The organism is Pelorhabdus sp. sgz311002 (genome assembly GCF_056134285.1).
In genome coordinates, this window is sequence record NZ_JBWBCL010000011.1 from 100,857 (window position 1) to 121,933 (window position 21,077).

Below are 21,077 nucleotides of genomic sequence, written 5' to 3' on the forward strand. Positions count from 1 at the left end.
GAATGAAAACCCAGTAATAGACTCTATTACTGGGTTTTGAGTATCATTTTATTTTTTAGGAGTGAATAGTAGGTTATGACAGATGACACAATTAGTGCTGTAGCTACAGCAATGGGCGAAGGCGGGATCGGTATTATCCGCGTGAGCGGCGATAAGGCTGTTTATATTGCTGGTGCTTTATTTCAAAGCGCTTCTGGTCGTAACATAGATTCCTTCCGCTCCCATGAGGCTGTTTATGGCCGGGTAATTGATCCAAAATCAGGCGAGATTGTTGATGAAGCGTTGCTTATTATCATGAAAGCGCCCCATTCTTATACGACTGAGGATGTTGTAGAGTTTCAGTGTCATGGCGGTTCGGCAGCATTGCGGCGAATTCTTTCTCTGACACTTACTTATGGCGCTAGATTAGCGGAGCCTGGTGAATTTACGAAGCGGGCTTTTTTAAATGGTCGCCTTGATTTGGTACAAGCCGAGGCGGTTATGGATGTAATCCGGGCTAAGACGGATGCTTCGCTAAAGCAGGCTGTTGGCCATTTAGAAGGAGCTCTTTCTAAGGAAGTAGGGCAGCTGCGTCATAATCTGTTGGCAATGATTGCTCAACTTGAAGCGATGATTGATTTTCCCGACGAAGATATTGAAGAGATGACCTTGGGAAAAGTAGCTGAAACGACCCAGGAGATTCACCACAAAGTAGAGATTTTACTTGTTTCGGCTGAAAGTGGTAGAATGATAAAAGATGGCATTAAAACAGTCATCATCGGTAAGCCTAACGTAGGCAAATCGAGCTTGTTAAATGCTTTAGTAAAAGAGCAGCGGGCCATTGTAACAAGTGTACCAGGCACTACTAGAGACAGTATCGAAGAATATGTGAGCGTCCGCGGCGTGCCGCTGCGATTGATTGATACAGCAGGAATTCATGAAACCGATGATTTAGTAGAAAAAATCGGTGTAGAAAAAGCGCATAAACTTTTAGAAAGTGCTGATTTAGTACTATTACTTTTGGATCGTTCCCGCGCTTTGAGCGAAGAAGATCGAAAAGTTATTTCGCTTGTATCAGGACAAAAAGGTTTTGTTCTCTTGAATAAGACCGACTTAGAGCCTTTAATTGAGCAAGCGGACGTAGCAGAATTCCTTGATTGGCCGCTTATTCCTATTTCGGTGGAGACAGGCGAAGGCATTGATGTTTTAGAAGAACAAATTATAGCTACTGTCTATTCCGGCGAAGTAACGGCGGAAAGCGTCTATGTAGCAAATTTACGGCAACAACATTCTTTAGAACGGGCTGCGGGTCATTTAAGAGCAGCTCTTGGCGCTTTAGAACAATCTTTTCCCGTTGATTGTGTCGTAATTGATTTACGTTCTGCCTGGGAATTTCTCGGTGAGGTAACTGGTGAAACGGTTCAGGATGATTTACTTGACCAGATTTTTAGTCAATTTTGTATTGGAAAGTAGGAGATGATTGGTTTGTTTCAGGCAGGTTCCTATGATGTAATTGTAATTGGGGCGGGCCATGCCGGCTGTGAAGCGGCTCTTGCCAGTGCGCGATTAGGCTGTAAAACGCTGCTTGCTACGCTCAATCTTGATAATATAGCCTTAATGCCTTGTAATCCCGCTGTGGGTGGCCCGGCGAAAGGTCATTTGGTGCGGGAAATCGATGCATTAGGCGGCCAAATGGGCATTAATACTGATAAAACATCCATTCAGATGCGTATGCTCAATACCGGTAAGGGCCCGGCTGTTCATGCTCTCAGGGCGCAAGCCGACAAAAAGCTTTATCAATTATTAATGGCTGAGACAGTGGAAAATGAGCTGAATCTTACGGTAAGTCAATTGCTTATTGAGTCCATTGAAACTGAGGACGGGAAGGTTACAGCAGTCGTTGCGGAAAATGGCGATCGTTATGAGGCCAAGGCCGTGGTTTTGGCTACAGGCACTTATTTGCAAGGCCGTATTATTTTAGGCGAGCTTGTTTATGATGGCGGTCCAAATGGCCAAAGAGCGGCAATAAATCTTTCCCAGTCGCTTAAAGATTTGGGAATTGAATTGATGCGCTTTAAAACAGGGACGCCGGCGCGGGTGGATCGCAGAACTGTTGATTTTACGAAAATGGCGATTCAGCCGGGCGACGAAGAGTCCCATACTTTTTCTTTTTACAATCAGCCTAGCAAGCTACAGCAAAAAGCTTGCTGGCTTACTTATACGAATGAAAAAACCCATGAAATTATTCGATCTAACCTCCATCGGGCCCCCATGTATACCGGGCTGATTGAAGGAACTGGACCGCGCTATTGTCCGTCCATTGAGACAAAGATTGAACGTTTTGCCGAAAAGAAGAATCATCAAGTCTTTGTTGAACCGGAAGGACTACATACGAATGAAATGTATGTACAGGGCATGTCGACAAGTCTGCCTATTGATGTACAGACCGAATTTTTGCGGACCATTCCTGGGTTAGAAAAGGCCGAAATTATGCGTCCTGGCTATGCCATCGAATATGACTGTCTCAATCCGACGCAATTAACTTTTTCGTTAGAAGTGAAAAAAGTCGCTAATTTGTTCTCGGCTGGTCAGGCTAATGGTACATCAGGCTATGAGGAAGCAGCCGCTCAGGGGCTCATTGCGGGGATTAATGCCGCGCTTAAGGTGCAAGGTAAGGACCCCTTCGTTTTGAGCCGTTCTGACGCCTATATTGGCGTTTTAATTGATGATCTTGTTACGAAGGGAACCCAAGAACCTTATCGGATGATGACCTCTCGGGCGGAATATCGTCTAATCTTGCGCCAGGATAATGCGGACCTGCGCCTTACCGAAAAAGGACGTTCGATTGGTCTTGTATCAGCAGAACGTTATGCTATGTTCCAAACGAAAAAACAAGGCATTGATCAATTGACGGAAGCGATGAAAGAAACGATTTTGACGCCTACAGCGGAAAATCAGACAAAAATTCGTTCGATCAGTACGACTGAATTAAAGAATCCAATTTCGCTCTATGATCTTTTAAAACGCTCAGAAATGAATTTTGCTTTGTTACAGCAAGCTTTTTCGCTGCCGGAAGTGGCGGCGGAAGTGGCCGAACAAATCGAAATTGCTTCAAAATATGAAGGTTATATTGAAAAACAGTTTGAACAAGTGGCGCGGTCAGCTAAACTGGAGGCTAAAAAACTTCCGAGTGGGATTGACTATGAAAGTATTCAAGGCTTGTCGCTTGAAGCTAGGCAGAAACTAGGAGAAATTCAGCCTGTATCGCTGGGGCAAGCTTCGCGGATTTCTGGCGTTTCTCCGGCTGATATTTCGATTTTGCTGATCTATTTAGAACAGCAGCGCCGAAAGGACGGTATATAATGGAGTTTCGTGATTTTCTGCTTGAAGCAGGCGAGAAAGCAGGTCTTTCCTTTTCTGAGAAACAGTTGAATCAGCTTGTTCGCTACTATGAACTATTAGTAGAATGGAATCAGAAGATGAATCTTACTGCGATTACGGAACCGCAGGAAGTGGCAGTGAAACATATGATCGATTCTTTGTCTTGCTATGATGATGCTTTATTTCCTCAGGGCGCTTCGGTGATTGATGTTGGTACTGGAGCGGGATTTCCCGGTATGGTTTTAAAGATATACCGTCCCGATTTACAGTTAACCTTACTTGATTCACTAAACAAACGGCTTACCTTCTTAAAAACGCTGCAAACAGAGCTTGATCTTGGTCCCATTGAATTTATTCATGGACGAGCAGAAGATGCTGGCCGTGATAAAAAGTTGCGTGATCGTTTTGCCGTTGTTGTTTCCCGCGCTGTGGCTCGCTTAAATGTTCTTACGGAATATTGTCTTCCTTTTGCAGCGCCAGGCGGTTTTTTTCTGGCCCTTAAGGGGCGTGATGCGAAGGCTGAAGCTAAAGAAGCGTCACGTGCGTTAACTCTTTTGGGCGGAAAAATAGAAGCAGTAAAGCAAGTTTTTTTGCCGGAACTTACTGATGAACGCTTTGTGGTCATTGTGAAAAAAACGGTGAAAACGCCGCAGGCCTATCCGCGCCGTCCTGTTTCCATTGAAAAAAAGCCCCTGTAAACAAAGGAAATTTCTTTCAAATTGCCGAATAGTGAGCATGGAGTTATTTTAAGAAAACGGCTGTTTTCTGATTTGTAAGGATGTGATTTCCATCAAAAGTTTTGCAAAATTTTTGGGGTTAAGTACTGAAAAAACTGCTCCTGCTGAACCTGTCGTTATGGCAGAAATACCAGAAATACCAGAAATAGAAAGTGCGCCGCGGGAAAAAGCGGCTGCCGAAGTTATCTTTTTAGCAGTGAGCGAAATTGTACCTAATCCGTTTCAACCGCGCAAGACTTTTTCCGATGAGGCGCTTGCGGAATTGTCGGCTTCGATTCGTGAGTTTGGCGTAATCCAACCGCTCTTAGTCCGCAAAACAGCAGATCATTATGAATTGATTGCTGGCGAGCGGCGGTTAAGAGCTTCTAAATTAGCAGAGCAAGCTACTGTTCCTGTTATTGTAAAGGAACTCACTGATAAAGAAATGGCAGAACTCGCCATGATCGAAAACTTACAGCGCGAAGACCTGCATTTTTTAGAAGAAGCGGAAGGCTTTTATCACTTGATTCAAAATTTCGGCTTAACTCAAGAAAACTTGGCGCAGCGAGTTGGCAAAAATCAATCAACAATTGCCAATAAACTTCGTTTGCTCAAATTGAGCGAGCCTGTACGAAAAAAACTACAAGATGAAAATCTTACTGAACGTCACGCCCGGGCTTTATTAAAAGTGAGTGAACCAGAGCAGCAGGAAAATGTTCTTGCCGCAGTTATTGAGCATAAAATGAATGTGCGAGAAACGGAAGACTATATCGAAAACTTTTCCCGGGAAATAGAAGTCGCAGAAAAACCGCGGCAAAATGTTGTAAAAGTGATTCGTGACGTACGAATTTTTTTAAATAGTATTAATAAAGTAGTCGGTGAAATGAAAAAGACCGGTTTAAAAGTAAAAATGAACCAAGCGCAGTCGGACGAATATATTACGATCGAACTCAAAATTCCAAAGCGGATTCAGCAAAAGACAAGCCGGACTAAGAAAAAATCCTAGCGGAGGATAAGAATGAGTAATCAGCCCAATATATTGATACTATCAGCATCTGTTGGAAATGGGCATAATCAGGCTGCAGCAGCTGTAAAACAATCATTAGAATCGCTCTATCAGGCCGAGGTTACTGTTGTGGATTTTTTAGGCGAAGGCAATCCTTATCTCGGGAAACTCATTAAGGGAGCTTATTATAAAGCTATACAAATTTTTCCAGAAGTATATGATTATTTTTATCGCTATACCGATGTGTCGCATTATGCGGCGATCCCGATCAAAAGTCTGCTTTACCATACGATGGAGCAGCATATTCTTGACTTAGTTGAACGGTTTGAGCCGCAAGGGATCGTTTTTACCCATCCCTTTCCCTGTGCAGCAGCAGCGGGACTGAAGCGTCTGCAGAAGCTGACCCTGCCTATTGTGGGGATTGTAACTGATTTTGCGGTTCATCGTTTATGGCAGTATAACGAAGTTGATCATTATTGCGTTGCTTCGGTGCCTTTGGCTGTGCAAATGGCGGCAAGAGGTTTTTCTGCTGATAAATTTCATGTAACAGGTATTCCCGTACAAGAGCGTTTCGCTGTACGTGCCGCTGAGCCTTTAGCGGGAGAGGTGTTAGTAATGGGCGGCGGCCTAGGTTTTGGCCCGACCAGTGATATTGTATCAGCCCTTACTAAGGTTACTAGTATTGATCATATTACTGTCGTGTGCGGTCACAATCAAGAGTTAAAAGAAGAGATTTCTAAGACTTACGCGAAGGAACCTGTCACAGTTCTCGGCTTTACGCCTGATGTAGATCAGCTTATGGCTAAGGCGGCTTTACTTGTTACTAAGCCTGGCGCGTTAACCGCTTGTGAAGCCTTGTGTCTTGGCATACCCATGTTACTTGTTGATGCCATGGGGGGCCAAGAAGAAGATAATGCCTCTTATCTTGAGGAATCTGGGGTAGCGCTTACCGCTATTGATATGCCTGATGTAGCAAGACTGGCCCAGTTAATTTTGACCCAGCCAAGCCTTCAGACAGTAATGAAAAGGCAGTGCTCTGTATTGGCTAAGCCAAATGCCGCTCGTGATGCAGCGGATATAATAATAAAAGCCCTCGAATGAGGGCTTTTATTATTATACTCTTATGTCAAGTGAAGCGAGATTTGTAGGAGTAGTGTTATAGGTATTGCTTATCATAGATGTAGAGGTTGCTAGTGTTCCGCCTAAAGCCGCAATCAGTTTGCTGGGGTCCATATAACCAAAATTATTGTCATAAGCAAGTGGCGCTTGAGTATTATTGACCGAATTAGTATTTGAAGAGCTAGGAGCGTTATTATCTTTAGAGGAAGCAGTGGCCTCTGGTGTACTAGTAGGTGATGCAGCGTTGTTAATTGAGGGGATTGTCGTATCATTAGCAAAAGGATCTACAGGATTAAAGTCGATTGGTGATACTTGATCAGTTAGTGTTGAACTGGCTGTTGTTAAGGTTGCAGATAGCAAACTTTGATATGTAGGGCTACTAACAAAGTTTAAACTATTTGTATAATTGTACAAGAAAGAATCATCTGGTTGGGAATATAAGTCTTGCATTAACATAAAGTCTGGAGATGTTGTAGTAAGTTCAGTAATATCATTCCCTAGTTGATTTGAAATAGAATTTGTCGGAGAACTAGATGAACTACTCATTAAACCGGCAATTAATGATGGCGTTGAAATACTTGTAACTGTCATTAAATCACCCCCTTATTTTAGCTCAATATTATCCACCTATAGTATAAATTTCAAATGTGACAGAAATATGACAAATAAATATTTATCTATATAATAAGATCTCCAGTACTCTTTGTGAACTTAATCACTAGAAACCAATCCTAATAATAAAATACCTTCAGTCGTAAATGGTAGATCCACGACTGAAGGTATTTTTATGTCTATTAAATTTGGAATCATTTATTTAGTTAAGGCTGCCAGAGAGCTCTGTTTATTTTTTACAGTATTCTTTAGCTTGATTTACGGCTGCTACACCGTCTTTTGCATAGGCATCGGAGCCTGCTGATGCTGCATAGTCAGCTGTCAGGACAGCTCCGCCGACAATGACTTTTGACGGCATTCCTGCTGCTTTTAGCTGAGCAATTGTTACATCGATTTGCGGTAATGTCGTTGTCATTAAGGCGCACAAGCCGACAATATCGACCGCTTCTTGTTGTGCTTTTGCCACAATTTCTTCTGGGGGAACATCTTTACCAAGATCAATTACTTCAAAACCATTATTTTCCAGTAGGGCGGCAACAATGTTTTTTCCAAGATCATGTATATCACCTTTTACTGTTGCTAATAGTACTTTACCTTGGCTGGATAGACTTAAAGCAGGAAGCTCAGATTTAATCGTTGTAAAGGCATGACGCATTGTTTCAGCCGACAAGAGAACTTGTGGCAGGAAAGCACGGCCAGAGCCGAAGGCTTCGCCAACATCATTCATTGCAGCAGTTAAGCTGAAATCGGTAATTTCAAGTGGCGTATGTCCTGCTTTCAGTGCTGTTATAACAAGGGGAATGACACTGTCAGTTTCGCCGTTGACTACAGAGGCTTTAATTTGCTCCAAGATGGGTTGTTCAGCGGTAGGGGTAGTTACCTGTTCTTCTTTCGGTTTACTATGCTTTCGACTGAACTCTCTGCCACCGGCATCATGTCCTAATAAGACAGCAGCAGCTGCCGCCGTTTCGGCCATACGCTCATTGTAGGGATTAATAATCGGTGCATTCAGCCCTTTTGCAAAGGCCATAGCGCAGAAGGTGCTGTTAATTACGTCGCGTTCAGGCAGCCCATATGAAATATTGCTTAGTCCGCCTGTAATGGAAGAGGTGTAGTTTTGTTGATACAGTTCAATTGTTTTTAAAGCTTCAGCTCCGGCCGTAGGGGCTGCTGCGGCAGTCATAATTAAAGCGTCAAGTAATAGATCTTCTTCTTTTAGACCATGTTTTTTGGCTGCGGCGATAATACGATCTACTACAGCGAGGCGTTCCTTAGCTGTAGCAGGTACGCCTTCGTTGGAAAGGGGCAGACACAGTACAGCAGCTCCATATTTTTTTGCCAGTGGTAAAAACTCGGCAATTCTTTCTGGCTCATCACTAACTGAGTTGATTAGAGCGCGGCCAGGATAAATTCTAAGCCCTGCTTCCAGTGCTTTAGGGTCTGTCGTATCAATAGCCAGTGGCACTGCTACGAGTTGAGACAGCATTTCAATGACTTTTTTCATGGCCGCTGGCTGGTCAATACCGGGAACGCCCATATTGACATCAAGTACATGAGCGCCTGCTTTCACCTGGAGCAGGGCTTCCTTTTTTACCAGCAGAAAAGCGCCATCACGAATGTCTTGCTGTAAAAGTTTGCGGCCTGTGGGATTAATTCGTTCGCCAATCAGAATGGGTGCTAGGCCGTGGGCAGCAATAACTGTTTGGCTGCGACTTGTCAGGCGAAGTTGTGGCGCGATTTTTTTACGTGTTGCCGGAAGCGATTTTTGTACTACTTTACTTATGGCGCGAATATGCTCCGGTGTTGTACCACAGCAACCGCCAATATAGGTGGCGCCTGCAGCGATCAATTCAGGGATATAGGCGGCCATACTTTCTGGATCGAGGGGGAAGACGGTTTGACCGTCTTTTAATTCCGGCATTCCAGCATTTGGTTGTGCACTGATGGGGAGGCTTGTTGCTTCACTGAGTTGACGAATAATTGGGATAAGCTGCTGTGGTCCCAAGGAGCAATTAGCTCCAATAACTGAAGCTCCCATAGCTTCTAGGAGAATTGCAGCAGACTGTGGGTCCGTTCCAGTTACGGTACGTCCATCCGGACCAAAGGTGAGCTGACAGATAACAGGCTTCGTCGATACAGCTTTGGCTGCAAGCAGGGCAGCGCGCATTTCCTGAATATCAATAATTGTTTCAATTAGGATAAGGTCAACACCGCTACGATCTAGTGCTTTGATCTGTTCAGCAAAGACTTCATAAGCTGTTTCAAAATCAAGATCACCAAGTGGTGCAATTAATTTTCCTGTTGGCCCCACAGAGCCGGCTACTTTGACTTTTGTTCCAGCGGCTTGTCTTGCAATTTTTACAGCAGCCGCATTAATTTCGCTTACTTTTTCGGCAAGACCATAATGGGACAATTTAATTCGATTGGCGCCAAAGGTATTACTTTCAATAATTTGTGCGCCTGAAGCAATATATATTTCATGAATCGATTGAATTGCTTCAGGATTTTCTAAGTTATAGGCCTCGGGACAATAGCCAGAAGGCATTCCTTTTTCTTGCAGCATAGTGCCCATAGCACCATCAAATATATAGAACATTCAATTTGTCTCCTTTCGAGCAATACAACTTGTATTAGAACAGTGCGGGCAACCTCGTTCTGTTTTAGCTTTAATAGTAGAACAATCTGTATGGGGAAAAAAACCGATTGCTGCTGTAACAGACTTGCGAGGCATGAGCATGGAAGATTCTGTTGCTTGTAAATTAATTTTTTTTGTATCTAGAGTATCAAGGAGTTTTTGTTGTATAGTTACAGGCCAATCGCCATAACCAGGACTGAATCGCCAGGTTGTCTGAAACCCTGAACGGGAAGCGACGCGCTTTATTTCTTCATTAATTTGATCAGCAATACTCTCAACAGCTGTTGTTGCTGCGGCATCAAGGAGCAGTCCGGCTGTATAGCGGCCTTTAGCAAAGAGAGAGCGCACTTCTTCTTCAATGGCTTCGCCAATGGTTACTGCAAGAAGTGCTACTTTCGTACTTTGCGCTAAATGATTCGTGATGCTTTTCCCTGTGAGGGATAGTGGGCTTGGCGCCGTAATAAGGCCGTAGTCTGAATGGGACTCATAATCAAATACTTCATAAATGCCTTTGGGTACTGATAAGATCTGTGCTTCCATGCAAGCTTCTTCAATCAGATGATCAGGGAAGGACTCTTTTTGACGTAATCCCGCATAACGTTTGGTTTCAGCAAAAGAGACGGATAAGAGTTGCCCATGATAGAAAGGCATAATATCACAACCAGTTTTTGCTAAAATCTATCATAGAATTGTAATCATGTCAAGTTGGCTTTTCTTGACTTGCCTTATATTAAGGTGAGATTATTTTTTTATTTATAGAAGCAAGCTTCTGCCAGCCCTTTTAGAGCAGGAAAAGACTCTTCTTTCGTGGAATTTGTAGCTTATTGTGTGAAGTTGAGGTGAAAATAGTGGGTAAAGTAATTGCAATAGCCAATCAAAAGGGCGGCGTTGGTAAGACGACTACATCAGTAAATTTAAGCGCTTGTCTCGCTATGCTAGGGAAGAAAGTATTACTTGTTGACTTGGACCCGCAAGGAAATTCAACAAGTGGCTTAGGGCATAATAAAATGACAATGACTCGTTCCGTTTATGATGCTTTGGTCAATGATATGCCAGCAGAAGAGATTATTGTGGCGACAGAGATGGAAAATTTAAAATTGATCCCAGCCAATATACAATTAGCTGGGGCGGAAATTGAACTTGTTGCCGTTATGTCTCGGGAAACAAAATTAAAGCGAATTCTTGATCAGGTAAAGCATGATTTTGATTTTGTTTTAATTGATTGCCCGCCATCATTAGGTTTATTAACGATTAATTCTTTGACAGCAGCAAATTCTGTATTAGTTCCTATTCAATGTGAGTTTTATGCGTTAGAAGGTCTAACGCAGCTTATGAATACAGTGTCGCTTGTCCAAAAGAATTTGAATCCGGCATTAACCTTAGAGGGTGTTGTCTTGACTATGTTTGATGGGCGGACAAATTTATCGATTCAAGTCGTTGAGGAAGTAAAAAAACATTTTCGCCATAAAGTTTACCAAACAATTATTCCGCGGAATGTACGTCTTAGTGAAGCGCCTAGCCATGGTAAGCCTGTTATTTTATACGATCCAAAATCCAAAGGCGCCGAAGTATATAGTGACTTAGCGAATGAGGTGATTGGTGATGAGTAAACGTGGTTTAGGACGAGGTCTTGATGCTTTGTTTGCCGGATCAGAAACGGAACATAGTCATGAAATATTACAAATTTCCGTCAAAGAAATTCAACCAAATCCCTTTCAACCTCGACGGATTTTTGATGAAGAAGCTTTAGCTGAATTATCGCAGTCCATTAAACAATATGGCGTACTTCAGCCTATTGTAGTACGAAAAACGATGCAAGGCTATGAACTTGTTGCGGGTGAACGACGCTGGCGAGCAGCTCAATTGGCTGGATTGAATGATATCCCCGGAATTCTCAAAGATTATAGCGATGGTGAAATGACCGAAATTGCACTTATCGAAAATTTACAGCGGGAAAACTTAAACCCTATTGAAGAAGCTTATGCTTATAAAAAATTGATGGCTGAATTCGGTTTGACTCAAGAGGAAGTTTCACAAAAAATTGGTCGTAGCCGTTCTTTAATTGCGAATATGGTTCGCTTACTCAATTTACCGGAAATCGTGCAAGATTATGTTTCACGTGAAACATTAACAATCGGGCAAGTTCGACCCCTTTTGGCTTTAGAGGACACGGAGCTACAAATAAAAGGGGCAGAATTGATTATTGAAAATGATTTGTCGGCGCGGGATGCAGAAGATCTTGTCAAGAAATTAGCAGCAAATCACAATTTACCGGAAGAACTAGAACAAAAGCAACGTGAAGCTGAAACAAAAGAATATTATTTAATGGAAACGGAAGATCGCTTGAAATTGCTTTTAGGTACGCAGGTTAGAATTAAGCCGGGTAAAATGAAAAGCAAAATTGAAATTGAATATTACTCAAATGAAGATTTAGAACGTCTCCTGGAATTGTTTCAACAAGGACCTAAGTCGAATGAAAAGAAAAACGGAACTCCTTTCGTCGTTTGACAAATTAGGGATATTTCTGTGTTTCACGTGAAACAATTGCAAGGGAGTGACGAAATATGCGGTGCGAAGTAGACTTGCTTGGCGAAAAAATGCTTGCTGACGATTGTTATTATGGAATCCATACTGCTAGAGCTAGAGAGAACTTTCAAATTTCCACTCAGAGAACAGAACCCATTCTATTAAAAGCGCTAGCATTAGTGAAAAAAAGCTGTGCTGAAGCAAATGGTGAGCTTGGATTACTAGACACTAACAAGGCAAAAGCTATTGCTCAAGCTGCGCAAGAAATTTTAGAGGGAAGTTGGCTCGAACAGTTTCCCCTTGATTCACTCCAAGGCGGTGCGGGGACTTCGACCAATATGAATATGAACGAAGTTTTAGCCAATCGTGCTCTCGAAATACTCGGCTTTGCTAAGGGCGACTATCAGGAAATTCATCCGATTAATCATGTGAATTTGCATCAATCTACGAATGATGTCTATCCAACAGCACTAAAAATAGCGGTCATCTGGCTTATTAAAGATCTAAGTGAGGCTTGTGCTGAATTACAAGCCTTTTTACAGGAAAAGGAAAATGAATTTGCTCAGATATTAAAAGTGGGACGAACGGAAATGCAAGATGCTGTACCGATGATGTTGGGGCAAGAATTTGGCGCCTTTGCCCAGGCGATTGCGCGGGACCGTTGGCGTCTTTATAAAGTAGAAGAGCGTTTACGACAAGTAAATTTGGGTGGAACCGCGATTGGAACAGGCTTAAATGCCAATCGTAAATATATATATTTAGTGATTGAAAAATTGCAGCATAGTACGAAACTTGGTTTATCGCGAGCGGAAGATATGATTGATGCTACACAAAATGCTGATATTTTCGTTGAAGTATCAGGTCTTTTAAAAGCTCTTGCTGTGAATCTAACGAAGATCGCTAATGATCTTCGTTTATTGTCGTCAGGACCTCGCAGCGGTTTTGCCGAAATTCGTCTACCAGAACTTCAGGCCGGATCTTCCATTATGCCAGGCAAGGTCAATCCAATTATTCCAGAAGCCGTAAATCAAGTGGCGTATCAAGTGATGGCTGGCGATCTGGCCGTTACTTTGGCAGCTCAAGGTGGTCAATTAGAATTAAACGCTTTCCTACCGCTATTAGCACAGAATCTTCTTAGTAATGGACAGATCTTGACGAATACAGTGAAAATGCTAGGCGAAAAATGTATTCGGCACATTGAAGCAGATGCAGCTCGTTGTCATCAATGGGTGGAAGAAAGTTTATCGCTGGCGACGGCTCTTGTACCTCATATTGGCTATGATGCAGCAAGCAAAATTGCCCATCAGGCGAAAGCCGAAAACAAGTCAATTCGTGAGGTTGCCGCTGCCAGTTTATTGGTGAATGAAGCGGATCTGAATGAAATGTTAAAACCAGAACGAATGACACGACCGCTCCAAGTAAAATCGTCAAAACGATCCTAAGAAACACTTCTAAAAAAATATTTCTAAGCAACACTCCGATTTATTGTCACTACAGGAAAGTTATTCGCAAAATGATAATTTTATAGCAAGAAGGTGAATACCATGAATGAAACACCAAAAGGATCGCGCCTCCATATAGCTCTATTTGGTCGTCGTAATGCTGGCAAATCGAGCTTAATTAATGCTTTGACAAATCAAGATATTGCGCTTGTATCAGATGTACCAGGGACAACGACAGATCCTGTCTATAAGGCAATGGAAATTCTGCCGATTGGTCCTGTTATGATTATTGATACTGCTGGAATTGATGATGTAGGTGAGTTGGGAGAAAAAAGAGTAGCGCGCAGTCTGCAGGTTTTAAATAAGGCTGACGTGGCGTTACTCGTCATTGATAGCCAAGCAGAAATTAGTAATTACGAAATAGAATTGGCGGACAAGGTAATAGAAAAGAAAATCCCACTACTTGTTGTGGCGAATAAGACAGATCTCAAACCATTCAGTGAAGCTCAGGCTAAAGACTGGGAAGAGAAACTGAAGGCTTTGCCAATTCCAGTCAGTGCAATTCAAAAACTTGGTATTGAGAAATTGAAAAAGACGCTTATTGCGAAAGCGCCTGATGACTGGGAAGGGACTCCGGTCATTGGGGATCTAGTACAGGGCGGCGATACGGTCGTGCTTGTTGTGCCAATTGACTTGGCGGCGCCAAAAGGCAGACTGATTTTACCGCAAGTACAGACGATCCGTGATTTGCTTGATCATGATGCTTTTTGTCTTGTTGTAAAGGAACGGGAGTTAAAGCGGGCCTTAGAGAATCTAAAGGAACCACCTAAACTCGTCGTTACGGATTCGCAGGAATTCTTAAAAGTAGCGGCCGATACGCCGCCTGAAGTTTTGTTAACTTCGTTTTCCATTCTTTTTGCACGCCATAAGGGCGATTTAAATACTCTAGTAGCCGGAGCGAGAGCAGTTGATCAATTGCAGCCTGGTGATAAGATTCTTATTGCTGAAGGTTGTACCCATCATCGTCAGGCTGATGATATTGGACAAGTTAAAATTCCTCGTTGGCTGCGGCAGCATGTTGGTGGTGAACTGGAATTTGATTGGGTAGCTGGGAGCCAATTTCCCGATGAACTATCACCCTATCGCCTCATTATTCATTGCGGTTCTTGTATGCTAAATCGTCGTGAGATGCTGCATCGCTTAGCGATGGCGCGGGAACAAAATGTTCCAATTGTAAATTATGGTGTACTGATTGCTCATCTTCATGGCATTTTAAGTCGAGCGCTTCGGCCGTTTCCCTTAGCAAAAATGATTTATGAGGATGAAGAATAGCATTAGAACAATTCTTATGCGTACAATAGAGAAGAGCAGAGGAATATAGGGAGATGAAGTATTGAAAGGAACGATTGTAAATGCCGTTGCAGTACTTGGCGGCACTTGTTTGGGGGCTGGATTAAAACGGGGATTCCCAGAAAAATATCGTCAAAGTATTATGCAGGCTTTAGCGCTCTGTGTTTTGCTTATTGGCATGATGATGGCCGTAAAAACTGAGAATATTTTAATTGTGATTCTTAGTTTAATCATCGGAGCAATCATTGGTGAGTTTTTGGCAATTTCCGCTCATCTAGAAGCTTTAGGGCAATGGATCAATCAGAAATGCGGCGGCAAGGACGCTAAAATCGGCCAGGCCTTTGTTACAGCAAGCCTCGTATTTTGCGTAGGAGCTATGGCCGTTGTGGGCTCACTGCAGGAAGGTCTGACAGGCGATCCGACCACACTTTATGCTAAAAGTATGCTTGATGGAATTGCGTCGGTCATTTTTTCCGCTACGTTAGGGATCGGTGTTGGACTTTCCAGCTTGACGATTCTGCTATATCAAGGTACGATTACAGCAATTGCCGGTTTTTTAAGCCCTTTTCTGTCTGAGGCTGTGATTCATGAAATGACTGCAGTTGGTGGAATTCTCATTATGGCAATTGGATTAATTATGTTGGAAATAAAGGAAATTCCTGTAGCAAACTGGCTGCCGGCAATTCCTGCGGCTTTAGTACTTACGCTGCTATGGCCCTTTTGATTTAAGGAAAAGAAAGGTGTGCACGAAAATGGAGTTTATGCAGTACATTACAGATTTGATTATGGCAAATTTGGGAACCATGATTCTTGGCTTAACGGTTTGTTTATTTTTAGCCCTATTAATTTTCATTAGCATTAATATTAAATTATCACGCTTAAATAAGCGGTATCGCAAACTGATGAGCGGTGCCGAAGGGGCTAATATTGAACAACTTTTAATGCAGCATATTGAAGAATTAAGAACAGGCATGAAAACGATTGCCGCCGTGGAACAGGAGTGCAAAAGCATTCGCGAAGACAGTCGGACGAATTTGAAGAAAGTTGGGATGGTTCGGTTCAATGCCTTTGAGGATACAGGCAGTGACTTGAGTTTTGCGATTGCTATTCTTGATGAGAAAAACAATGGCTTTGTTCTTTCCAATATTTTTGGCCGTAATGAAGCACGAGTTTATGCTAAGCCGATTGAAGCTGGACTGTCTACTTACTTTTTATCAGATGAAGAAAAGGAAGCTTTACAACGGGCACAAAAAAATTAAATTTTGGCAGGATTTTTTTAAAACATGGAGAAGTAATCAAGGTTAGAACAACGCATTTTTTAGGCGGTGAAAGAAATGAATGAAATGAAACAAAAGGCAAAACCAGATAAGCGGGAATATACGCTAATGCTGGTGCCTCATCACGGCAAAGACGTTCGCAGTATACGCATTCCCATACGCTACTTTAAATATGCAGTAAGTTCCGTACTTGTGGTTACACTCCTGTTTTTTGGAACCCTATTTCATCTGCAGTACAAATCTGCACGAGCTGTTTTTGACAAAAGCGAATATGTTCGTTTGCAGCAGGTCAATCACGAACAAGAGCAAGAGATTATTAATTTAGCACAGCAAGCGGCTAAATTGCAGGAAAATATGAATCGATTGAATGCTCTTGACGCCGATATTCGGCGGATGCTTAACTCAGAAGAAGCAGCTCAGACTTCTAGATCGATGGAAGCTCCTCGCCCTAAAGGTGCTTTTAATGGTCAGGGTGGTCCAGGTCCTATTCCCCAGATTACTGATATTGCCAGCAATTTGAATTCCTTGGATCAAGCCATTAACGCTCGTGAACAGAGCCTACTCGAAATTAAACAGAGAATTGCCGATAAAAATGCCAAATTAGCTAAGACACCTTCGATTTGGCCTGCTGAAGGCGATGTTACATCGCGGTTTGGCTATCGATCTTCTCCGTTTGGCGGCGGTGCTGATTTTCATCCAGGAATTGACATTGCCAACAATTATGGAACACCCGTTCATGCTGTGGCCGACGGCGTTGTAATATATGCGGATTGGTATAGCGGCTACGGTAAGCTTGTTCAGATTGATCATGGCAACGGGATTGTAAGCTTTTATGGTCACAATCAGGCTTTGCTCGTAAAAGTGGGACAGACTATCAAAAAAGGTGATGTTATTTCTGAAATGGGCAGCACTGGTTTAAGTACAGGACCTCATGTACATTATGAGATTCGCGTAAATGGAACAGCCGTTGACCCTACTTCCTTCTTATAAGAAAAAACGATAGCAGTTGATATAGTATAGCCTGCTTGTTTGATTTTTAGCTGAATCCAGAGCAGCTTCTAACTGATAATAGGAGAGATGAGAATGTTTGGTGGAAAAACAAAGTCAGTCCATACGGAACATATTGAAACAATTATCGGTCAAGGAACTCTTTTTAAGGGGAAAGTGGAAGCGACCGGGACGATTCGAATTGATGGACGCTTTGAAGGCGAAGTCCTATCAAGTGGTGATCTGATTATTGGCGAATCCGGTGTGGTAACAGCTCAGATTCAGGCAAAAAGTTTGACAATTGCTGGAACTCTGCAAGGCAATGCTACTGTTCAGGAAAAGCTGGAGCTTTTACCGACAGGAAAGCTTTACGGTGATATTGCGGCGAATGTACTGAGCATTGGCGAAGGAGCCGTATTTAAAGGCGCTTGCGCTATGAGTAATAATTACAGTTCTGAACCAGTACTAGAATAAAATCTTAATAGCATAGCGGCTTTTGTTCTGAAAACAATGGCAGGCATGATTTTGCACCTCCTGAAAGACACTAACCTTAGAGTCTTGAACAGGAGGTGTTTTTTTATGTTTCGCGTGTCAGTAGAAACGGGGCTACGGGAAGTGAAAGAACATTTGCATAGTCAAGGCTACGAAGTTGTTGATATGGCCGAAACAATCAGACCTGTGCAGGCTATTGTTTATGCTGGACCCGTAGTGAAAGAGCAGTTTTGTTGTCGTTGCGATGGCGATAGCCCCTTGTTTATTAATGCCACCGCTTTAACGAAAGAGCAGGTTGTTGAAAACTTGCAAGCGCCCTTTCAGTAACTACCATTTTTTATAAAAATTAGTTAAGACGAGGTGAATTTTATGCAGGGTATTATTGGTTTGGAAAAAGAACTTGACCGTTTATCGCCTGTACTAGAAACGGAAGGTTATGAGGTCGTTGTTTTTGATGTAAAGATGCCCGAGCAGGATATTGATGCTTTGGTAGTAAGCGGGTTGGAAAGTCCGGACCTCTATACTACGGAAGAATTGGTTGATGTACCGATTATTAACGCTTCAGGTAAGACGACCGAAGAGATTCTAGCTGAACTAGAAAAATTATAGATTCTATCGTTGTCTCAAAATAAGCTAGCGCTGATTTCCTATGGTCAGCGCTATTTTTTATCGGCAAGGAAATTGCTTTTAATACTTAGGTAAAGCCTCAACATGAGTTGCAGTCATGGTTACTTTGGTATTGGGCAATAAGGCTAAGAAAATACCATAAGAAATCGTTTCTGCCATTTTTACGACAAGATTGAGGCGGGTGCTTTGTAGAACCAGTTGCTCCATAAAACCGCCTACGTTTACGATGCCAGTAATGTACGCATCACCGACAGCCGGAAGATCTTTGCGCAGAGCTGTTCCTGGCTTCAGAGAGCCTCGCCCTAATGATATGGAGCCTACATGATCCAGTTTCCCTAAGCAGGCGTCAATCGCGATCAAGAAAGGGTTAGGAAAGCTTTGGTGAATATAGTCAAGTTTTTCTACTAAGTTTGTGGCATGAACCGGCTCATCAAGGGTACCGAATACAGGTATTTGAGGTAAAAGAGTCGTTAGCTTTGTTCCGGTAAGCGGGCCAAGGCAGTCGCCGGTAGAACGATCACTACCAATACAAACCAGCACTAAGGGTTGGTTTGCGGCAGCAGCGGCAGCGGCGAATGCTGACAAGTTCTGTGCAATCTTAAAGGGCGTTTCTTCCTCATGGACATGGTAGTTTTCTCCTTGCGGACAAAAGGATTTGATGAAGTCATTTAACATAAGTAAAACTCCTGCATTTTTGCATTTTATTCTAGTATGAACAAAAGAAGTCCATTTTTATACAAGGCCGTAAAGATTATGATTCTAGGGGAATGAGAATTTTAAAATATGGATTAAGCCAAAATGCAATTAGTTAAACATAGATAATTTATTTTAATTATAATAAAAGCGAATGTCTCTATTGGGAAAACAAAATTGTAAATATGATATTGACACTATGTAAATGTGCACATATAATTAAAAACAAGCACAAAAATACGTTTTAAAAGAACGTAACTAATTATGGATGTGCATAATTGTAAAGCGAAATTATTTTATGATTACTTTGGAACTGAATTCGAGGAGGCGGACTATGTTTACAAAAAAGAGAAAATTATTGAGTTTAGCAATTGGCTTAACGATGCTGGCTGGTGTGGTAGCTGGCTGTGGCGGCGGCAGCGGCGCTGATTCTAAAGAAATTAAAATCGGCGGTGACTTCGAATTAACAGGTGGTGTTGCTTCCTATGGTCAATCAGCCGTAAATGGGGCTAAGCTTGCTTTTAAACAAGTCAATGCTTCCGGTGGGGTTTTAGGAAAACAAATCAATTTTGTGGTAGCTGATAATAAATCAGAGCCATCTGAGTCAGCTAATGCTGTAACTAAGCTGATTACTCAGGATAAAGTATCTGTGATCTTAGGAGCTGTAGCCAGCTCGAATACTTTAGCCGCTGTACAGGTTGCTACTGATAACAAAATTCCTTTCTTGACACCTACGTCGACGAATCCTAAAGTTACTGTTGATGATAGTGGAAAAGTAAAAGATTATATTTTCCGTTCTTGCTTTATCGATCCTTTCCAAGGCACGGTTATGGCTAATTTTGCCGGAAAAACCTTAAAAGCGAAAACGGCAGTAATTTATATTGATAACAGCTCCGATTATTCTAAAGGTTTGGCTCAATTCTTTGAAGAAAACTTTGTGAAAAATGGCGGATCGATTGTTGCCAAAGAAGCTTATCTGCAAAAAGATCAGGACTTCAAAGCGACTTTGACGAAAATTAAAGCAGCCAATGCCGATGTTATCTATGTTCCTGGCTACTATGAAGAAGTTGGCAAAATCGTAAAACAGGCCCGTGAACTTGGCATTACTTCACCAATTCTCGGTGGCGATGGTTGGGATTCGCCGAAACTGGTAGAGATTGCTGGTAAAGATGTCTTGAATAATACCTTCTTCAGTAATCACTATTCTCCGGAAGATAAAGACCCAGCTGTTGTGAAATTTGTGGAAGACTATAAAAAAGAATATAACCAGAATCCTGACGCTTTAGCAGCGCTTGGTTTTGATGCGGCGATGACCGTCGTTGACGCGATTAAACGGGCTAACAGCGCTGAACCTGCTAAGATTAAAGATGCTTTGGCAGCTACGAAGGATCTGAAACTGGTAACTGGACTTATCACCCTTGATGCCAGCCATAATCCGATTAAGAGTGCCGTTATTATTGAAATGAAAGACGGTAAACAAACCTTTAAAGAAAAAATTAACCCTTGATCTTTGGAAAGCTAGTACAGTGAAAAGGCCCCTAGAGGCTTATTAGAAAAATACTGCAGCAAAGGGATAAGGCCGCGGCCTTATCCCTTATTATTCCAAGATATTCTCAAATTGATTCTAATTTTACGAAAAGATGGGAGGAGAAAGCTAGTGGATTCTTTCGTGCAACAACTATTACAACAGTTAATCAACGGCATTTCTCTCGGCAGCATTTATGCGCTGATCGCCCTGGGTTACACCATGGTTTATGGTATCATTCGTCTGATTAACTTTGCTCATGGCGATATTTACATGGTGGGGGCTTATGTAGGATTTTTCTCAACGACATTTTTACACATGTCTTTTCTTCCCGCACTTCTAGCATCGATGGTTTTAACTGGAATCGCCGGTATGGTTATTGAGCGGCTGGCTTATCGCCCGCTGCGCCATGCGCCGAAAATTGCCGTCTTAATTACCGCCATTGGCGTATCACTCTTGTTAGAATATGGCGGTGTATTGCTTGTAACGCCTCAGCCTCGAACATTCCCGGCCATCTTTACAGCCGATGTATATAACCTAGGACCTCTCGTGATTAATAGCCAGCAGATTCTAATTCTCGTTGTCTCTGTCGTTCTCATGGTGATCCTGACCTACGTCGTGCAATATACGAAGCTCGGCAAAGCTATGCGCGCCGTTTCCTTTGATAATGACGCGGCTATGCTTATGGGCATTAACGTCAATACGGTTAT

The 21,077-nt window shown here is 42.4% G+C and carries 21 protein-coding genes; 17 read left to right on the forward strand and 4 right to left on the reverse strand.

What is annotated here, in order from left to right; genetic code table 11:
* The first annotated feature begins 75 nt into the window (after positions 1-75).
* The 5 genes from mnmE (at position 76) to AC0NJP_RS14895 (ending at position 6,183) form a co-directional block, all read left to right on the forward strand.
* On the forward strand, positions 76-1,452 hold the full coding sequence (gene mnmE / locus AC0NJP_RS14875) for a tRNA uridine-5-carboxymethylaminomethyl(34) synthesis GTPase MnmE (RefSeq protein WP_474700327.1): 1,377 nt from the start codon (positions 76-78) through the stop codon (positions 1,450-1,452).
* A 12-nt stretch (positions 1,453-1,464) separates the two neighbouring features.
* Positions 1,465-3,342, forward strand: coding sequence for a tRNA uridine-5-carboxymethylaminomethyl(34) synthesis enzyme MnmG (mnmG, locus tag AC0NJP_RS14880; RefSeq protein ID WP_474700328.1), 1,878 nt, complete (start codon positions 1,465-1,467; stop codon positions 3,340-3,342).
* The gene (gene rsmG, locus AC0NJP_RS14885; RefSeq protein ID WP_474700329.1) at positions 3,342-4,058 is read left to right on the forward strand and encodes a 16S rRNA (guanine(527)-N(7))-methyltransferase RsmG; all 717 of its coding nucleotides are present in this window, start codon (positions 3,342-3,344) and stop codon (positions 4,056-4,058) included. Before mnmG ends, rsmG begins: the two co-directional genes overlap by 1 nt.
* Before the next feature lie 112 nt (positions 4,059-4,170).
* Positions 4,171-5,082, forward strand: a complete 912-nt coding sequence (gene noc, locus AC0NJP_RS14890) for a nucleoid occlusion protein (RefSeq protein ID WP_474041081.1) — start codon at positions 4,171-4,173, stop codon at positions 5,080-5,082.
* Positions 5,083-5,094: 12 nt separating this feature from the next.
* The gene (locus AC0NJP_RS14895; protein WP_474041080.1) at positions 5,095-6,183 is read left to right on the forward strand and encodes an MGDG synthase family glycosyltransferase; all 1,089 of its coding nucleotides are present in this window, start codon (positions 5,095-5,097) and stop codon (positions 6,181-6,183) included.
* Between the two features lie 12 nt (positions 6,184-6,195).
* On the opposite strand, the gene AC0NJP_RS14900 is transcribed toward AC0NJP_RS14895, so the two are convergent.
* The 3 genes from AC0NJP_RS14900 to AC0NJP_RS14910 all read right to left on the reverse strand — a co-directional run bounded on the left by AC0NJP_RS14900 (position 6,196) and on the right by AC0NJP_RS14910 (position 10,099).
* Positions 6,196-6,792 carry a hypothetical protein gene (locus AC0NJP_RS14900; RefSeq protein ID WP_474700330.1) on the reverse strand — a complete coding sequence of 199 codons (597 nt, stop codon included), beginning with the start codon at positions 6,790-6,792 and terminating at the stop codon, positions 6,196-6,198.
* A gap of 250 nt (positions 6,793-7,042) precedes the next feature.
* Positions 7,043-9,409 carry a homocysteine S-methyltransferase family protein gene (locus AC0NJP_RS14905; protein WP_474700331.1) on the reverse strand — a complete coding sequence of 789 codons (2,367 nt, stop codon included), beginning with the start codon at positions 9,407-9,409 and terminating at the stop codon, positions 7,043-7,045.
* Positions 9,410-10,099 (reverse strand): methionine synthase, encoded by a 690-nt coding sequence (locus AC0NJP_RS14910; protein ID WP_474041077.1) that lies wholly within the window; start codon positions 10,097-10,099, stop codon positions 9,410-9,412.
* Between the two features lie 197 nt (positions 10,100-10,296).
* Here AC0NJP_RS14910 and AC0NJP_RS14915 point away from each other — a divergent pair, with 197 nt between their 5' ends.
* From AC0NJP_RS14915 to AC0NJP_RS14960, 10 genes are all read left to right on the forward strand, one after another.
* Positions 10,297-11,058: a ParA family protein gene (locus AC0NJP_RS14915; RefSeq protein ID WP_474041076.1), complete on the forward strand. Its 762-nt coding sequence runs from the start codon at positions 10,297-10,299 to the stop codon at positions 11,056-11,058.
* Entirely contained in the window at positions 11,051-11,956 is a 906-nt protein-coding gene (locus tag AC0NJP_RS14920) for a ParB/RepB/Spo0J family partition protein (RefSeq protein WP_474041075.1), read from the forward strand. Before AC0NJP_RS14915 ends, AC0NJP_RS14920 begins: the two co-directional genes overlap by 8 nt.
* Before the next feature lie 56 nt (positions 11,957-12,012).
* Entirely contained in the window at positions 12,013-13,416 is a 1,404-nt protein-coding gene (locus tag AC0NJP_RS14925) for an aspartate ammonia-lyase (RefSeq protein ID WP_474700332.1), read from the forward strand.
* A gap of 102 nt (positions 13,417-13,518) precedes the next feature.
* On the forward strand, positions 13,519-14,748 hold the full coding sequence (hydF, locus tag AC0NJP_RS14930; protein ID WP_474700333.1) for a [FeFe] hydrogenase H-cluster maturation GTPase HydF: 1,230 nt from the start codon (positions 13,519-13,521) through the stop codon (positions 14,746-14,748).
* A gap of 61 nt (positions 14,749-14,809) precedes the next feature.
* Positions 14,810-15,490, forward strand: coding sequence for a DUF554 domain-containing protein (locus AC0NJP_RS14935; RefSeq protein WP_474041072.1), 681 nt, complete (start codon positions 14,810-14,812; stop codon positions 15,488-15,490).
* Between the two features lie 28 nt (positions 15,491-15,518).
* Positions 15,519-16,025 (forward strand): DUF4446 family protein, encoded by a 507-nt coding sequence (locus tag AC0NJP_RS14940; protein WP_474700334.1) that lies wholly within the window; start codon positions 15,519-15,521, stop codon positions 16,023-16,025.
* A gap of 75 nt (positions 16,026-16,100) precedes the next feature.
* The gene (locus AC0NJP_RS14945) at positions 16,101-17,033 is read left to right on the forward strand and encodes a M23 family metallopeptidase (protein ID WP_474041070.1); all 933 of its coding nucleotides are present in this window, start codon (positions 16,101-16,103) and stop codon (positions 17,031-17,033) included.
* Between the two features lie 93 nt (positions 17,034-17,126).
* Entirely contained in the window at positions 17,127-17,504 is a 378-nt protein-coding gene (locus AC0NJP_RS14950; protein ID WP_474041069.1) for a bactofilin family protein, read from the forward strand.
* Positions 17,505-17,609: 105 nt separating this feature from the next.
* Positions 17,610-17,849, forward strand: coding sequence for a YkuS family protein (locus AC0NJP_RS14955; RefSeq protein WP_474041068.1), 240 nt, complete (start codon positions 17,610-17,612; stop codon positions 17,847-17,849).
* 42 nt (positions 17,850-17,891) lie between these two features.
* On the forward strand, positions 17,892-18,131 hold the full coding sequence (locus AC0NJP_RS14960; protein ID WP_474041067.1) for a YkuS family protein: 240 nt from the start codon (positions 17,892-17,894) through the stop codon (positions 18,129-18,131).
* Between the two features lie 78 nt (positions 18,132-18,209).
* On the opposite strand, the gene yyaC is transcribed toward AC0NJP_RS14960, so the two are convergent.
* Complete coding sequence (gene yyaC, locus AC0NJP_RS14965) at positions 18,210-18,824, reverse strand: spore protease YyaC (RefSeq protein ID WP_474041066.1); 615 nt, start codon at positions 18,822-18,824, stop codon at positions 18,210-18,212.
* Positions 18,825-19,224: 400 nt separating this feature from the next.
* Here yyaC and AC0NJP_RS14970 point away from each other — a divergent pair, with 400 nt between their 5' ends.
* A complete protein-coding gene (locus AC0NJP_RS14970) occupies positions 19,225-20,349 on the forward strand; it encodes an ABC transporter substrate-binding protein (protein WP_474041110.1) in 1,125 nt (374 codons plus the stop codon).
* Between the two features lie 150 nt (positions 20,350-20,499).
* On the forward strand, positions 20,500-21,077 hold a 578-nt coding region (locus tag AC0NJP_RS14975), incomplete at its 3' end, for a branched-chain amino acid ABC transporter permease (RefSeq protein WP_474700335.1).

What these genes read in the sequence shown, in the direction of transcription:
- mnmE (WP_474700327.1), top strand. Translation starts at nt 76, where the DNA reads ATGACAGATGACACAATTAGTGCTGTAGCTACAGCAATGGGCGAAGGC.
- rsmG (WP_474700329.1), top strand. Translation starts at nt 3,342, where the DNA reads ATGGAGTTTCGTGATTTTCTGCTTGAAGCAGGCGAGAAAGCAGGTCTT.
- AC0NJP_RS14895 (WP_474041080.1), top strand. Translation starts at nt 5,095, where the DNA reads ATGAGTAATCAGCCCAATATATTGATACTATCAGCATCTGTTGGAAAT.
- AC0NJP_RS14900 (WP_474700330.1), bottom strand. Translation starts at nt 6,792, where the DNA reads ATGACAGTTACAAGTATTTCAACGCCATCATTAATTGCCGGTTTAATG.
- AC0NJP_RS14905 (WP_474700331.1), bottom strand. Translation starts at nt 9,409, where the DNA reads ATGTTCTATATATTTGATGGTGCTATGGGCACTATGCTGCAAGAAAAA.
- AC0NJP_RS14910 (WP_474041077.1), bottom strand. Translation starts at nt 10,099, where the DNA reads ATGCCTTTCTATCATGGGCAACTCTTATCCGTCTCTTTTGCTGAAACC.
- AC0NJP_RS14920 (WP_474041075.1), top strand. Translation starts at nt 11,051, where the DNA reads ATGAGTAAACGTGGTTTAGGACGAGGTCTTGATGCTTTGTTTGCCGGA.
- AC0NJP_RS14925 (WP_474700332.1), top strand. Translation starts at nt 12,013, where the DNA reads ATGCGGTGCGAAGTAGACTTGCTTGGCGAAAAAATGCTTGCTGACGAT.
- hydF (WP_474700333.1), top strand. Translation starts at nt 13,519, where the DNA reads ATGAATGAAACACCAAAAGGATCGCGCCTCCATATAGCTCTATTTGGT.
- AC0NJP_RS14940 (WP_474700334.1), top strand. Translation starts at nt 15,519, where the DNA reads ATGGAGTTTATGCAGTACATTACAGATTTGATTATGGCAAATTTGGGA.
- AC0NJP_RS14945 (WP_474041070.1), top strand. Translation starts at nt 16,101, where the DNA reads ATGAATGAAATGAAACAAAAGGCAAAACCAGATAAGCGGGAATATACG.
- AC0NJP_RS14950 (WP_474041069.1), top strand. Translation starts at nt 17,127, where the DNA reads ATGTTTGGTGGAAAAACAAAGTCAGTCCATACGGAACATATTGAAACA.
- AC0NJP_RS14955 (WP_474041068.1), top strand. Translation starts at nt 17,610, where the DNA reads ATGTTTCGCGTGTCAGTAGAAACGGGGCTACGGGAAGTGAAAGAACAT.
- AC0NJP_RS14960 (WP_474041067.1), top strand. Translation starts at nt 17,892, where the DNA reads ATGCAGGGTATTATTGGTTTGGAAAAAGAACTTGACCGTTTATCGCCT.
- yyaC (WP_474041066.1), bottom strand. Translation starts at nt 18,824, where the DNA reads ATGTTAAATGACTTCATCAAATCCTTTTGTCCGCAAGGAGAAAACTAC.
- AC0NJP_RS14970 (WP_474041110.1), top strand. Translation starts at nt 19,225, where the DNA reads ATGCTGGCTGGTGTGGTAGCTGGCTGTGGCGGCGGCAGCGGCGCTGAT.